This is a genomic window from Porphyromonas bobii, from assembly GCF_943169685.1.
GTDB classification, from domain to species: domain Bacteria; phylum Bacteroidota; class Bacteroidia; order Bacteroidales; family Porphyromonadaceae; genus Porphyromonas; species Porphyromonas pasteri.
Map to the genome: position 1 here is coordinate 48,011 of NZ_CALPBU010000004.1, position 15,097 is coordinate 63,107.

Sequence of the window (15,097 nt, forward strand, 5' to 3'; positions counted from 1 at the left end):
GGAGTGGGATGGATAAGACGAAGCCTGGAGTCCGTCGGCGGGGAGCCGCCTCAGGACCCAGGCTCTTCGTCAGCTGCTTAATAGTATAGTTGGGAGGATCAGTGATGCTTCACACGGTCGTGTTCCTCTGCCTGCTTAGCAGAGTTCCAGCTCTCGAGGCTACCGGTGAGATAGCCCGTGATGCGACGCAGACGAGCGATGCGATCGCTGGCACAGACGGGGCACTTATCGTAGATGATCCCACGATAGCCACAGTCCTGACACGTATCTACGGGGTGGTTGATCGAGCCGTAGCCGATACCCGTATCCTTCATTGTCTTGACGAGCTTGAGGATGACGGAGACATTCTTCTTCGCCTCGCCGTCGAGCTCGATATAGCTGATATGCCCACCGAGTGTGATCGCATGGAAGGGGGCTTCACGACGGATCTTATCGTGCATACCGATCTCTTCGCGCACGTCGACGTGGAAGGAGTTCACATAGTAGTCGAGGTCATTGACCCCAGGGATAATGCCGTAGCGCTTGCGGTCCATACGGGTGAAGCGCCCCGAGAGGCCTTCGGCAGGAGTAGCAAGGACGGAGTAGTTGAGGTGGTACTTCTGCTTGTATTCGCGCACCACTTCGTTGATCACCTGCACGGCATCATAGAGCGTCTGCCAAGAGCGGTCGCTGCGTCCGTGCCCCTCACCATAGAGTGCCACCATCGCATTGTGCCCGCCGATGAAGCCGATACCAAGCGTGCCGCTGTCGAAGACCGAGCCCACTTCGTCCTGTGGAGCGAGGGCTGCACCACCCTTCCACACGTCATTGCCCATCATGAAGGGGAACTGACGAGCTAAGGCCGAGCGCTGGTAGAGGTAGCGCTCATGCAGCTGGTCACCGATGAAGGTAGCCATCTCACGCACCGACTCGAGGAAGAGTGCCCTTGCACGCTCCTGCTGCTGCTCCACGGGAGCCGTAGGGAGCTCACGCTGGGCACGGCGAGAGGCTTCGATAGCCAGACGAGGCAGATTCATCGTCGTGAAGGAGAGGTTCCCGCGCCCAACAGAGGTCTTGGGCCCGCAGACATTCTCGAAGACGCGCGTACGGCAGCCCATCGTAGCGATCTCATGCAGGTAACGCTTCGGGTCATCGGCGCGCCAGAGCTCGTGCTGGTTGAAGGGCGTATCGAGGAAGAGGAAGTTCGGGAAGAGAGCGTGCGACGTCGTCTTACACGCCAAGAGCAGGAGGTCGAAGTTCGGCGTCTCGAAGGTGTACTTCCCCGCCAGCGCACCAGCGAAGTCTGCCTGTGCCTTCGCATAGTCAGCCTCGGAGTAGTTCACACCCTCCTTGACCTTGAAGATCTGGATGGGGAAGATAGGCACCTCGCCTTGGCCTAAGCCCTCGACAGTAGCAGCGAGGAGCTCACGGATGACCATACGCCCCTCTTCGGAGGTGTCGGTACCATAGTTGACCGAGCTGAAGACGACCTGATTACCGCCACGCGAATGCATCGTGTTGAGGTTGTGTACGAAGCCCTCCATCGCCTGATGGGTGTCGCGCTTTGTGCGCTGATAGGCTTCTTCGAGGGCAAGACGCACGGCCGTAGCGGGGAGCTGACAGCCGATACGCTCAAGGCCGGCAGCGAGAGCTTCGGCTGCAGCATCGGTATGAGCGAGAGGGGGCTCGAGGCCACGGAGTGCTTCGACGAAGCCCTTACGCTCCTCGTCAGAAAAGCTTCTCCCCGTGAGGAGACTATGTGCATAGAGGAGGCGGTCGGCGAGCTGACGAATAAAGGTCTTACGCACGCCAGGGGCCATAAAGAAGTCGAAGGCTGGGATAGCCTGCCCGCCGTGCTCCTCGTTCTGATTCGTCTGGAAGACGATCGTCGCAAGAGTGGCGTAGCTCTGGATATTCTGTGGGGTACGGATGCTCCCATTCTTCGTGTGGAAGCCTCGCTCGAAGAGGTCCGCCAGGTCGTACTGCACGCACGTAGCGGTCTTCGTAGGATAGTAGTCTAAGTCGTGGATATGAATATCTCCCGCAGCGTGAGCACGAGCGAAGGGTGCCGAGAGGAGGTACTTCATCGCATAGTCCTTCGTCACCTCAGAGGCGAAGGTCATCATCTGCCCCGAGGGCGTGTAGGCACTCATGTTCGCATTGCCCAGATTGATATCATTCTTCTCGATGGAGACGATACCATCCATAGTGCGCTTGAGGGTCGTGCGCTTCTCACGCTGGACGGTGCGCCACTCACGATAGATGATGTACTTCTTAGCGACCTGAGGCGCGAGGTTCATCAGCTCAGCCTCGACACGGTCTTGGATCTCCTCGACGGCGACCTGAGAATTGCGATGACAGAGCTCTGTCTGGATGAGCGACTCAATACGGAGGGCATAGCCTTCCTCATCGACGAGGCCTGCCGCACGGAAGGCCTTATCGACGGCACTGCGAATCTTCTCGCCATCATAAGGTTGCTGACTTCCATCCCGCTTGAGGATGTAGATCGACTCTTGTCCCATAGGATCTTAAGTAGTTGCGTAGTTTGTAGTTAGGTTTCGGTTGGTCGGCCCTACCCTTCTCCTTCGTCAAGGCGATCGACCAGCTCGAGGGAGTGGCATCGGGACCGAGACAAATGTATGCATTTATCCATAGGGTTACACACATCCGCAGGGAAAAGTTATCCACAACCTCTACAGCCCGCTAAGCATCGGGGTATTGCTCTCGACATCAATCAGCGGTTGTACACCGATCGGCCAAATTATCTCTCGACATCGAGATCGGAAGGAAGGTTTTTTGCCCCTTTGAGGGGAAAAATATCCACCTACCAAAGGTGGAAAACGTAGCCCCTATTCACCAGCTCCTCAAGTTACCCAAGAGACAACTTATATCGGGAGTGAAATCCCCGCCATCTCCTCAACAAAACAACAGACTATCCCACAGCACCATAGACACCACCTCCACAGATCAAAAAAAGCGACCACTACTGGTCAGCAAGCGAACCAGTACTGCTCACACGAGTGACCAGTACTGGTTCCGTATATAGGTATATGGGTACATGGGCAGAGCTATATAGGATGGCGAAGAAAGCTATATAGCTTTGGCTCGATTCCTATATAGCTTTCGGTGCGAAGCTATATAGCTTTGTGAAGTGACCTCTATTAGGTAATTGCTCCGCGTAGGGGGCAAAAGTTGCGGACGAGTGGCAGATAAGTTTGGACTACGTACGTGGCTCTAATATCTACGTACGTGGATATTTGGATTTCCGTGCCTGGTCTTTAAGACTACGTGCATAGATAGAGAAAATCCACTACGTGAAGGCGGTTTTTTCTTCACGAGAACGATGCTTTTCCCTCCGCTGGATAAGAGGAAGACGCGCGATAAGGTGAAGGGCTTGCGTGGCCACTTCGGAGAGGCATATCGGGGAGCTGGGCGCCGATGCCTTAGCACTCTAAATAGAGGTCAGGACTCGCGGCAACAGTCTCTTCCCTCTCAATAGAAGCGAAGCTGCGAGCTCTAATAGCCGCCCCTCTCCCACCCGTATATATACGACACGCCCCGCGCTGGATCGGGCGATCACAGCGCGGGGCGTATACCGTAAGAAAGGGAAGGAAGCGAGGCCGTAGCCTGCCGAGGGGCGAACTTAAATCATCGCTTCGACGGCCCAGACGAAGGCGCGAAGTCCTTGATCAGGCGTCGCTTCGTCCAGCGCACGCAGGCACTCCAGCAGCTCGGGCACACGCGTCTCGGGAGCGATGACGTACATCGCCGAGTTCATCGTAGGCCAAGCGTGGTCACCGATATGTGGCTCCCCCGTCTTCGAGCCACGGCCCTGAGCCCGCTCGAAGGAGGTGTAACCACGGAGGCTCATCTTGGTGAGCAGGCGCACGATGATATCGTGATAGGCCTGATTGTAGGTGATGAAGACGGCCTTCATCGACTGCTCGGGGGCGAACATTTGATACTTATCCATAGCGTGGTAGGGGAATTAGTGTTGGGCTGCAAGCGCCTTCTCTGCGGCGCGCGTAGCGAGCTTCTTCTCGAGCTTCTTGCGCTCACGGACGATACGACGAGCTTCGAGAGCGGCGTAGAGCGTGGGGATGAGCACGAGGGTCACCAGCGTGGAGATCGAGAGCCCCCAAGCGACCGTGATACCCATGGACTGCCACATCTCAGAGCCTTCACCGATACCGAGGGCCATAGGCACCATACCGAGGACGGTCGTGGCCGTCGTCATGAGCACAGGACGCAGACGGGACTTACCCGAGGTCGTCACCGCCTTGGCGACGCCCATACCACGCTCGCGGCACAGACGGATGTAGTCGATGAGCACGATACCATTCTTCACCACGATACCGATGAGCATGATCAGACCGATGAACGACATCGTGTCAAGTGGCACCTGTGTGATCAAGAGACCAAGGAAGACACCCGAGAAGGCGAAGGGCACGGAGAACATGATGACGAAGGGGTCAACAAGGCTCTCGAACTGTGCTGCCATCACGATGAAGACGAGCATAATGATCAGAAGCATCAGCGTCGTGAGGTCACCGAAGGTCTCCTGCTGGCTCTCGTAAGCCCCCGTGATCTTGTAGCTCACATTGCCCGAGGGTACGGGGTGAGCGGCGAGGACCTCGTTGAGCTTCCCGACAAGCTCACTCAGCTGGACGCCAGGCGTAGGCGTGAGGGAGAGCGTGATGACACGGCTACGGTCCTTACGCTCGATGGTAGGAGGCGTGAAGGCTTCGTCGATATGCCCCAGATCAGAGAGGCGAAGGGTCTTACCCTGCGGCGTATAGACCAGCAGGTTGGAGAGGTCTTGCAGTGACTGACGAGCCCCAGGAGTGAGGCTGACACGGATATCATACTCATTCCCATCCTCACGGAAGTACGAGGCGATGGTCCCGTTGACAGCAGAGCGCAGATAGGAGGATGCCGTAGCTAAGTTCAGCCCATTCTCAGCGAGCTTCTGGCGGTCGAAGACGAAGCGAATCTCAGGGACGTAGTCCTTACGGCTGATGGTGACACCCGAGGTCGTGCTGCTCTTCTCCATCTCCTCACGGAGCTGACGCGCATAGGTATCGGTCTCAGAGAAGTCCTGACCATAGATCTCGAGCGTGACACCACTTGTATTATTACCGTTGGCACCTCCGCCCGTCGTCACACTATACGAAGAGAGCTCAGGGTAGGAGGCGAGGAGCTTACGGAGCTTATCAGACACTTCGTCCTGCGAGAGTGTACGCTCAGAGCGGGGACGCAGACCGATGTAGCCCAAGATGATATTGGAGCCATTGTCCTGCATGAGCGACCAGGAGTCGCCGTCACCAGCCTGCCCTACCGTCATGGATGCAGTCTGGATAGCGGGGATCTCCTCACGCATACGCTTGTCGAGGTCGAGGCTCAGACGACGCGTCTCATCGACACGGGTACCGACGGGGAGCTCGGCCTTCACCTCGATGAAGCCCACATCCTGCTTCGGCATGTACGAAGTCTTGATGAAGGTGAGGCTCGCAAGGCTGAGGGCAAAGATCCCGAAGGCGATAGCTACAGTCGCACGGCGATGGCGGACGGCCCAGCCCAAGAGGCGAGCATAGAGTGCATCCAGCTTGCCGAGGAAGGCATTGATAGGAGCGAAGATCTTCTCGGATAGTCGGCTCTTCTTCTCATTGCGCTTCAGGAGCTGCGAGGTGAGCATCGGAGTCAGCGAGAGCGCTGCTGCCGTAGAGACGATCATCACGATACTGATACTCCACCCCAGCTGGCGGAACATCAGCCCTGCTTCGCCGGGCATCATCGTCAGCGGCAGGAAGACCGCGAGCATCGTCAGCGTAGAGGCGACGACCGAGATACCCACCTCATTGGTAGCATGTACGGCAGCTTGCTTGGGATAGCTCCCGCGCTCGATGTGCGTCGTGACGTTCTCCAATACCACGATAGCATCGTCGACGACCATACCGATGGCGATGGAGAGCGAGGAGAGCGATATGACGTTCAGCGAGTTCCCCGAGACGAGGAGATAGATGAACGAGGCGACGAGCGATATCGGGATCGTGAGGACGATGATGAAGGTAGCACGCCAGCGCCCGAGGAAGAAGAGGACGACGAGCACCACGATCACGAAGGTGATGATGATGGTCTCTTGGAGCGAATCGATCGTATTGACGATGAAGCTCGAGGTATCGATGAGGTAGCCGATCTTGACGTCCGAGGGGAGGTTCTGCTGGATCTCGGGGAGGGCAGCACGAATCTGGCGAGCGATCTCGACTGAGTTCGAGCCTTCCTGCTTCGTGATCATAACGATAGCACCGCTCTTCCCATTGACGAAGTTCTCCTGCTGGCGCTCCCCGACGGTATCCTTGATCTCTGCGACGTCGCGCAGATAGATGTCCTTCCCGCCGACACTCGTCACGATGATCGAGCCGAGCTGCATAGGATCAGTGAATTCCCCCTGCACGCGGATCGAATTGGTACGCGAGCCGAGGTCAATCTGCCCCGCAGGGATGTTCACATTCTCCGCACCGATGAGCTGCGAGATCTGCGCCAGCGTGAGGTGGTAAGCCTCGAGCTTCGTGGGGTCACAGTAGACCTGCACGACGCGCTTAGAGGCACCAGAGATATTTATCGTCCCGACGCCATCGATGCGCTGCAGGCGGTTGCTGACACGGTCTTCCAAGAGCTTCGACAGCCCCGAGGCACTCTCCTCGGACTCGACCGAGAGGATAGCCACGGGGATCGAACTCGTACTGAACTTAAAGATCGTCGGCTTCTTAGCCCCTGCAGGCAGATAGTCGGAGATCGCATCGAGCTTGTCACGGATATCATTCGTAGCCTCCGCGATGGCGGTACCAGCACGGAACTCCAGCGTGATGACCGAGGAATTATCCTGACTCTTCGAGGTAATATGCTTGAGACGGTCGATACCATTGAGCGAGTTCTCAAGGGGCTTGGAGATATTCGTCTCGATATCCGCAGCGCTGGCACCGGGATAGGAGGTGACGACCATCACGTTGGTCGTCTCGGTCTTCGGCATCAGCTCGATGGAGAGCCGAGAGAGTGCGAAGAGCCCAAGTACAGCTATCGCCACATAGATCAGGGCGGTAGTGATGGGCTTCCGTACGGCGGTTTCGTAAATACTCATAGCAGACGCTTAGCTGGATTACTTACGGAGCTTGACAGAGAGCCCGTTCTTGAGGTTAGATGGCGCAGAGATGATGACCTGATCTCCAGCATTGATCCCACTGACGACCTCATAGAGATCACCCTGCTGCTGACCAAGCTCTACCGCACGGTAGACGGCCTTGCCACCAGAGAAGACATAGACATAGCGTGCACCGCTACCAGCCTGACGGACGATAGCCTTGTCGGGTACGGTGAGGGCTTCCTTCGTACCGAAGTCAAGGTGCACACGGGCATACATCCCTGGGCGGAGCTTGAGATCCTTGTTCGCCACCTCGATCTCGGTAGATACCGTATGCGTGACGGGGTCAAGCGTGGGGAAGATATTCGTGACGATACCGCTGAAGGTCTCTTCGCCGAGAGCATCGACAGAGAGGGTCGCTGCTGCGCCCTTCTTCAGGTAGGAGTAGTACTGCTCGGAGACACCGATGACAGCCTTGACAGGTGCAATCTGCTGTATGACGACGACAGGGAGCTGGGGAGAAGTCATATCTCCATTGTCGTAGTTCTTCGCCGTGACGAAGCCACTGATGGGGCTACGCAGCACGGTGTTCTCCGCAGCGTTGCCGTAGGCGAGCTTCGCCTGATCGACAGCACTCTTAGCCTGCTCCCACTGCGCCTTTGACACGCCACCGACCTTATAGAGCTCGTCCATACGGGCGAAGTTCGTCTTAGCGTCAGCGAGCTGGATCTGTGCCTGTGATGCCTGCGTAGCCTCCATACGAGCCACGGCCTGACCAGCGCCTACGCGGTCACCGACCTTGACGAGGAGCTGCTTGAGGCGACCGCCAGCCTGCGCGGTGATGTTATTGACCACCTTAGCTTCGAGCTGGGCGGTGAACTCCTCCGAGAGGTTCAGCGCACGCATCTCTGCGGGAGCTACCTCGACGAGGCGAACGGTGTCAGCACTCTGCTCTTCGGTAGCCTTACTCGAGGACGAGGAGGAGCAGCTGGCGAGGAGCCCAGCACTCAAAAGGGCAAGGCTCAGGGTCTTAATGGTCTTCTGCGAGATCATCTTCTTATCTTATTCTTATAGTTTGTACAATGGGAAAGAGGGAAGGACGGGATGTTACTTCACTTCCACAGGAAGGCCCTCGCCCTTGAGAGCATCGAGGGAGTAGACAGCGACCATATAGTTGTAGATGGCCTGACTGTAGTTGAGACGAGCTTGCAGGAGGGCGGTCTCGGCATCATTCAGCTCGAGAAGGGTACCCGCACCGCTCTTGTAGCGTACCTCAGCGATACTATGACCACGCTCTGCCGTAGCCACGGCATCCTGCGCGGAGACGAACTGCTCGAGGGCAGTCTTCTGCTCACTCACGCTATTCATCAGCCCGAGACGAAGCTGGCTCTCTGCAGCCACACGCTGAGCTGCCAGCTGACGGATCTGAACCTCGGTGGAGCGGACATCATTGCCACGCGCACCACCATTATATATAGGCACGTCGAGCGAGAGGCCTATCGTAGAGAAGGGGCTCCAGCGCTTGCGGTCGTCGAGATGGAGTTTATCCGAAGCAAAGCTATACTGATAGGTAAAGCTCAGCGAGAGCGTCGGCATGTAGGCCATGCGCTTGACGTGGAGTGCAGCATCAAGCTGGCGTCCCTGGCGGTCGAGCTGACGCAGCGTGCTATTGTCTTGTAGCGAGATCGCAGCACTCTCGGTAGGGAGGTGCTGATAGACACGATCCTTGTAGTCGACCAGATGCTCGGTGACGGTGATGGGGGTCTCGAGAGGCACTCCCATCACGACCTTCAGCTTCGCCTCGGCAAGACGCACGGCGGTACGTGCTGCCACGACATTCGGCAGGACGTTCTTCATCTGCGTCTCCATTCGGATCTTGTCGTACTCGGCGACCAGCCCGTGCTGGTACTTATTTGCGATATCCTTATAGTTGGCCTGTGCATTGGCATAGTTCGCCTCCAGCACGCGTAGGGATTCCTGGGCGAGGAGGACGGCCATATACGCCTTCTTCACCTCAGCCACCAGATCGATCTTCGAGCCGTGTGCCTTCTCTTCAGCCAGCGCCACGGCCTCCTTATCCAGCTTGAGTGAAGCCCAGAGCTGCGGAGCGATGAGTGCCATACCCGCATTGACACCGCCCTGCAGAGAGTGCGTCTGCCCCATCTCGATCCCGTCATCGGGGAAGAAGCTCCCCATGGGAGAGCCCGAGCCGCCCATATCACCGAAGTAGACCTTCTGCTTCTTGAGCATATAGCCATAGGAGCCCGAGAGGCTGACCTTCGGCAGGAGCGAGCCACGATTCTTCTTCTGATCATACTTCGCCCCGTCGATACCGAGGAGGGTAGCTTGTAGCGTGGGACTCATCTCCAGAGCGATGCGTACAGCATCATTGAGCGTGAGGGAGAACTGATCCTTGGTGATGATCATCTCCGTCTCGGCGGGCTTATCTTGCGCCTGTAGCGTCGCAGGCAGGGCAATGATCCCGAGCGCTAAGGCCCACATACCGGGCTGCCAAAGCTTCGGGGAATTCGTCTTACTCATACATTATATAATAATAGGTCCTCGCGCATACACGAGGTGTACTTCTCCTTCACAACATAGGGGAGATACGTTCGTTCACACAAAGATACAAATAGCGAAGAATGGACTATTCTTAGCGTAATATGGTACAACATCCGCTCATTTCCCTGCGGCACACAGCCCGTCCAAACGCGAGAACCCTCTACCCTCCCATAGTGTCATCCACCTTGGCTCCAGAAGGGAGGTAGCACCACTTCATCGAGGGGGTGATATGAACCTATATGGGTCAGCGGGTGGACCTATATTGGTCGCCAGACGAATCTATATAGGTCAGCCAGCGAACCTATATAGATCCACCCACTGACCAATATGAGACTGTTGCTCCGCGTAGGGATAAAAGTTGTGGACGAGTGGTAGATAAGTTTGGACTACGTACGTGGCTCTAATATCTACGTACGTGGATATTTGGACTGACGTGCCTGGTCTTTAAGACTACGTACATAGATAGAAGAATACCACTACGGGAAGGCACTTTTTTCTTCACGAGAAGGACACTTTTCCCTCCGCTGGATAAGAGGAATACGACCTACTAATGAGGAGGGTACTTTGATGCGGAACCCCTAAAATCTCATCACAAAATAAAACAAATGTGGTATCTTTGTAGTTGATTAGGTGCACGATGCTCTCTGGGGTGTCGTGCGCGTATGCCTTGATGCGCTCCACCATCCATCCCTACGACACGGGACTCGTAAGGTCGGTGTGCCCCACTGAAGACAACACAGGGAGCACCATTATTATAGAGATAGGGATAGGATGCCATGAGTGCTTCACGGACTTCGCAAGCATAAGTAGGAATAGTAAACCGTCGCACGTGCTACACTCCCCCGAGCGGGTCACGTGGGCTTCGTCGTCTTGTCCCCTACTCCACATACAGGAGAGGCGATGAGCAGACTGAGCCGGACAATTAAGAAGAAGAAGAATGAGACAGCTAAAGATTTCGAAGTCGATTACTAATAGAGAGAGCCAGTCCCTGGACCGCTACCTCCAGGAGATCGGCCGAGAAGAACTGATCACTATCGAAGAAGAGGTAGAGCTTGCCCAGGCCATCAAGCGTGGCGACCGCAAGGCTCTTGACAAGATGACCCGTGCCAACCTCCGCTTCGTCGTATCAGTAGCTAAGCAGTACCAAAACCAAGGGCTCTCCCTGCCTGACTTGATCAACGAAGGCAACCTCGGGCTGATCAAGGCCGCAGAGAAGTTCGATGAGACCCGAGGCTTTAAGTTCATCTCCTACGCCGTATGGTGGATCCGTCAGTCCATCCTGCAGGCGCTCGCTGAGCAAGCCCGTATCGTCCGCCTGCCACTCAACCAGGTCGGTACGCTGAACAAGATCACCAAGGCCCTATCTAAGTTCGAGCAAGAAAACGAGCGTAAGCCCTCCAGCGAGGAGCTCGCTAAGGAGCTCGGCATCCCCGAAGACAAGATCACCGATACCCTCAAGGTATCTGGTCGCCATATCTCCGTAGACGCTCCCTTCGTCGATGGTGAGGACAATAGCCTCCTCGACGTGCTCGTCAACGAAGACGCCCCCAACGCAGACCGCACCCTGATGAACGAGTCCCTCTCGAAGGAAATCGATCAGGTGCTAATGAACCTCTCCGAGCGCGAAGCTGAGATCGTCAAGCTCTTCTTCGGTATCGGTGGTGGTCAGGAGATGACCCTCGAGGAGATCGGTCTGAAGTTCGGCCTCACTCGCGAGCGTGTCCGCCAGATCAAGGAGAAGGCTATCCGCCGTCTGCGTCAGGAGAGCTTCTGCGCCTCCCTTAAGCCCTACTTAGGCTAACGCCTCACATTCGCCTCCGCCCATCTCCCCCTAAGGCAGGAGAAGCAAGGCGCCCATCTATATGGCTACGCACGGGCTCTCGTGCGTAGCCATTCTTCTTTTTAGCCCATTTGTTGCCCCACATCACAGGGCACACCTTCCTCTTCATACCAAGATCTATGAAGCGACGCCGTACATTCGATCTGGTCAGCTACCTCCAGCGTCTGCACCTCCTGCCCGAGCGCCTCACGCGCAAGACCGAGGCGGAGGACCTCCTCAAGCAGCTCTACGACCACGAGAAGAGCACAGGTAAGGCTCCCGATCGCCTCACCTCGCGCGACCTTCACCTCTCACCCGAGCAACTCGAAGCCCTACAGCGTGAGCTGGAGCGCGAGGGACTCACCGAGCCTGGAGCCCTGCGCCTCACCGAAGCGGGCCGACAGCGTGCCCTCGAGCTGACACGTGCCCACCGCCTCTACGAGCTCTATCTCGCCGAGCACTCGGGCTATGCCCCCGAGGACTGGCACCGCATCGCCCACGCCGAGGAGCATAAGCTCACCGAGCGTGAGCATGAGCGTATCGCTCGCCTACTGGGCAATCCGCTCTTCGACCCACACGGCGACCCCATCCCCACGAGCCAAGGTACCGAGCCTGCTATACCGCACAGCCTCTCTATCGAAGAGCTAACAGAAGGTCAGTGGTACTACGTCGAGCACATCGAGGACGACGAGCCCGAGAGCTTCCGCCTACTCATCGACGCAGGGCTGACACGCGACTCTCTCTTCCGACTCAATCGCCTCGAGAGCGCCCGCTCACAGATCTACTACGAAGGAGAAGCCTTAGAGCTCCCGACCTTCGCCTTTGTGGCTCTCACCCTTCGCCCCGCCAAGGAGGAAGAGCTGAAGGAGAGCCATTCCGAAGACACGATACGTCTGACCCGACTGCCCGAGGGTGTAGAGGCCACGATCCTCGGCCTCTCCCCTTCCTGCCGCGGAGCTATGCGCCGCCGTCTCATGGACCTCGGCTTCGTGCGTGGTAGCTCGATCCGCATCGACATGCACAGTCCCTTAGGCAATCCCACGGCTTATATCGTGCGTGGAGCCGCTATCGCTCTACGCCATGATCAGGCCCGATACATCCTCATCCAACGTCCCCATGCCTCAGCAACCGAATAACTCCGCCTGCGCCTCTTGCGCCGCCTGCCCCGCCTCTACCCTGCAGCGCCGTGGCGAGCACACCGAGGATGCGCGCTTCACCATCGCTCTGGCGGGGAACCCCAACACGGGGAAGAGCACCGTCTTCAATGCCCTCACCGGCCTCAAGCAGCACACGGGCAACTGGCCCGGTAAGACCGTAGGTAAGGCCGAGGGGTCGTTCGCCTACGCCGGCGACGTATATACCATAGTCGACCTCCCCGGCACGTACTCCCTATCCTCCACGTCGGAGGATGAGGAGATCGCACGTGACTTCATCCTCTTCTCACGCCCCGACGTGACGGTCGTCGTAGCGGATGCGACCCGCCTGGAGCGCAATATGAACCTCCTCCTGCAGGTGCTCCAGATCACCGACAAGGCTGTACTCTGCGTCAACCTCCTCGATGAGGCACGGCGCAACAAGATCGAGATTGACCTCAACGGCCTCTCCCGTCGCCTCGGCATCCCCGTCGTCGGGGCGAGTGCACGCTCAGGGAAGGGCATCGACACGCTTCTCGCGACGGTGCGTGGAGTAGCCCTCGGCGAGATCCCCTGCACGCCCTACCGCAAGAGCCGCCTACCCGAGCGCACCGAGCAAGCCATCAGCACGCTCGAGGCCGAGATACAGAGGCTCTACCCCACCGTACCAAATAGTCGCTGGGTAGCCTACCGCCTCATCGAGGAAGATCCCTCGATCATCAGCCGCTTCGACAAGCCTGAGCTACTCGACTTAGCCCGTCGCGTACATATCGAGATTGGGGAGAACTTCCACGACCAGCTCACCGAAGCGATCTATGCTGATGCCTATCGTATCTGCTCCGAGGTCGTCGTGCAAGCCTACGCCTCGGGCCGTCTACCACTCGACGTGCGGCTGGATAGGATCCTTACCAGCCGTCTGTGGGGCTTCCCCATCATGCTACTCCTGCTGGGTGGAGTCTTCTGGCTCACGATCATCGGCTCGAACTATCCCTCCTCACTCCTCAGCAATGTCCTCGTCGGGACGCTCCATCCCTTCCTCAAGACCACACTTGCTGGCTGGGGCAGTCCCTGGTGGCTGACGGGCTTCCTCATCGACGGCGTGTACCTCTCCACGGTATGGGTCATCTCGGTGATGCTCCCGCCGATGGCGATATTCTTCCCGCTCTTCACCCTCCTCGAGGACTTCGGGTATCTCCCCCGTGTCGCCTTCAATCTCGACGAACTCTTCCGTCGCAGTGGCGCCCACGGCAAGCAGGCCCTCACGATGAGCATGGGCTTTGGCTGTAATGCTGCTGGCGTCGTCTCTACCCGTATCATCGACAGTGAGCGCGAGCGCCTCATCGCTATCATCACGAATAACTTCTCGGTGTGTAATGGGCGCTGGCCTACACAGATCCTCTTAGCCTCGCTCTTCATCGGGGCTGCCGTGCCGACGGCCTACGCTGGGCTGGCAAGCATCGGTGCGGTACTCATCATCGTCTTACTGGGCATCGGGGTCATGTTCGCCTCCTCATGGGTACTCTCTCACACGGTGCTGAGAGGCGAAGTATCGACCTTCCACCTCGAGCTACCGCCCTACCGTCCACCGCAGTTCTGGCGTACACTCTATACCTCGGTCATCGACCGCACACTCATCGTCCTCTGGCGTGCCCTCGTCTTTTCCGCTCCTGCTGGAGCCCTCATCTGGCTGACGTGCAATGTGCATATCGGTGGTGAGAGCGTGGCAGCACATCTCATTCGCCTACTCGACACGCCGGGCTACTTCATGGGGCTCAATGGCGTGATCCTCCTCGCGTACCTCCTCGCTATCCCCGCAAATGAGGTCGTCATACCCACAGTGCTGATGCTGACGACGCTGATCATCGGCAGTGCTGGAGGCGATGCTGGCGTGCTGATGGAGGGTGGCGATGCAGAGACCTTCGCTATCCTACAGAGTGGTGGCTGGACGCTCATGACGGGTGTCTGTATGATGCTCTTCTGCCTCCTGCACCACCCTTGTAGCACCACGATCTACACGATCTATAAGGAGACCCACAGCATTCGCTGGACGCTCCTCTCGGTCCTTCTACCCCTTGGCCTCGGGATCATCACGACGGTCATCGTGGCTGGTCTCTGGCGCTTCCTCTCGTAGACGGGCGTCACGACTCCATAGGATAAAGGCTGAGCCCTCCCACAGTGGGAGGGCTCAGCCTTTATCTTATACGATGGATCGGAGGATGTTAGCGCTCCTTCTTATCCTCTTCGTCCTTAGGGTAATAGCCGTACTCAGCATGATCACGGCGTCGCTCGCGGTAGCGCAGCACGAGGAAGAGCAGGACGATGACCAGTAGCGTACCGCCCATGACAGCGAGCCACTGCACGCCTGCGGGATCCGAGAGCGATGCGCCCTTGGGATAGAGGTAGACCCCGAGGACAACGAGATAGAGGAGGAGTAGAAAGACGCGGAGCTTGATCGACTTCATACGG

9 protein-coding genes are annotated in these 15,097 nt (G+C 57.5%); 3 read left to right on the forward strand and 6 right to left on the reverse strand.

The annotated features are described in order from the left end of the window. Window positions 1-98: 98 nt before the first annotated feature. The 5 genes from KO088_RS05045 to KO088_RS05065 form a co-directional block, all read right to left on the reverse strand. Complete coding sequence (locus tag KO088_RS05045) at window positions 99-2,501, reverse strand: anaerobic ribonucleoside triphosphate reductase (RefSeq protein WP_215493843.1); 2,403 nt, start codon at window positions 2,499-2,501, stop codon at window positions 99-101. Window positions 2,502-3,622: 1,121 nt separating this feature from the next. Further along, complete coding sequence (locus tag KO088_RS05050; protein WP_251419819.1) at window positions 3,623-3,952, reverse strand: PG0541 family transporter-associated protein; 330 nt, start codon at window positions 3,950-3,952, stop codon at window positions 3,623-3,625. 15 nt (window positions 3,953-3,967) lie between these two features. Beyond that, complete coding sequence (locus tag KO088_RS05055) at window positions 3,968-7,117, reverse strand: efflux RND transporter permease subunit (RefSeq protein ID WP_215493844.1); 3,150 nt, start codon at window positions 7,115-7,117, stop codon at window positions 3,968-3,970. Window positions 7,118-7,135: 18 nt separating this feature from the next. Continuing rightward, the gene (locus KO088_RS05060; RefSeq protein ID WP_215493845.1) at window positions 7,136-8,170 is read right to left on the reverse strand and encodes an efflux RND transporter periplasmic adaptor subunit; all 1,035 of its coding nucleotides are present in this window, start codon (window positions 8,168-8,170) and stop codon (window positions 7,136-7,138) included. A 54-nt stretch (window positions 8,171-8,224) separates the two neighbouring features. Next, the gene (locus KO088_RS05065; RefSeq protein WP_251419821.1) at window positions 8,225-9,658 is read right to left on the reverse strand and encodes a TolC family protein; all 1,434 of its coding nucleotides are present in this window, start codon (window positions 9,656-9,658) and stop codon (window positions 8,225-8,227) included. A gap of 958 nt (window positions 9,659-10,616) precedes the next feature. On the opposite strand from KO088_RS05065, the gene KO088_RS05070 reads away from it, so the two are divergent. The 3 genes from KO088_RS05070 to feoB all read left to right on the forward strand — a co-directional run bounded on the left by KO088_RS05070 (window position 10,617) and on the right by feoB (window position 14,762). Beyond that, entirely contained in the window at window positions 10,617-11,480 is an 864-nt protein-coding gene (locus tag KO088_RS05070; protein ID WP_009433515.1) for a sigma-70 family RNA polymerase sigma factor, read from the forward strand. A gap of 158 nt (window positions 11,481-11,638) precedes the next feature. Next, on the forward strand, window positions 11,639-12,634 hold the full coding sequence (locus KO088_RS05075) for a metal-dependent transcriptional regulator (RefSeq protein WP_215493846.1): 996 nt from the start codon (window positions 11,639-11,641) through the stop codon (window positions 12,632-12,634). Beyond that, window positions 12,615-14,762, forward strand: coding sequence for a ferrous iron transport protein B (gene feoB / locus KO088_RS05080; protein ID WP_215493941.1), 2,148 nt, complete (start codon window positions 12,615-12,617; stop codon window positions 14,760-14,762). Before KO088_RS05075 ends, feoB begins: the two co-directional genes overlap by 20 nt. Window positions 14,763-14,850: 88 nt before the next feature. Here feoB and KO088_RS05085 read toward each other — a convergent pair whose 3' ends face one another. Then, on the reverse strand, window positions 14,851-15,093 hold the full coding sequence (locus KO088_RS05085) for a hypothetical protein (protein ID WP_215493847.1): 243 nt from the start codon (window positions 15,091-15,093) through the stop codon (window positions 14,851-14,853). Window positions 15,094-15,097 lie beyond the last annotated feature (4 nt).

Coding starts and splice junctions, on each gene's coding strand:
- KO088_RS05045 (WP_215493843.1), bottom strand. CDS start 2,501: ATGGGACAAGAGTCGATCTACATCCTCAAGCGGGATGGAAGTCAGCAA.
- KO088_RS05050 (WP_251419819.1), bottom strand. CDS start 3,952: ATGGATAAGTATCAAATGTTCGCCCCCGAGCAGTCGATGAAGGCCGTC.
- KO088_RS05055 (WP_215493844.1), bottom strand. CDS start 7,117: ATGAGTATTTACGAAACCGCCGTACGGAAGCCCATCACTACCGCCCTG.
- KO088_RS05060 (WP_215493845.1), bottom strand. CDS start 8,170: ATGATCTCGCAGAAGACCATTAAGACCCTGAGCCTTGCCCTTTTGAGT.
- KO088_RS05065 (WP_251419821.1), bottom strand. CDS start 9,658: ATGAGTAAGACGAATTCCCCGAAGCTTTGGCAGCCCGGTATGTGGGCC.
- KO088_RS05070 (WP_009433515.1), top strand. CDS start 10,617: ATGAGACAGCTAAAGATTTCGAAGTCGATTACTAATAGAGAGAGCCAG.
- KO088_RS05075 (WP_215493846.1), top strand. CDS start 11,639: ATGAAGCGACGCCGTACATTCGATCTGGTCAGCTACCTCCAGCGTCTG.
- feoB (WP_215493941.1), top strand. CDS start 12,615: ATGCCTCAGCAACCGAATAACTCCGCCTGCGCCTCTTGCGCCGCCTGC.
- KO088_RS05085 (WP_215493847.1), bottom strand. CDS start 15,093: ATGAAGTCGATCAAGCTCCGCGTCTTTCTACTCCTCCTCTATCTCGTT.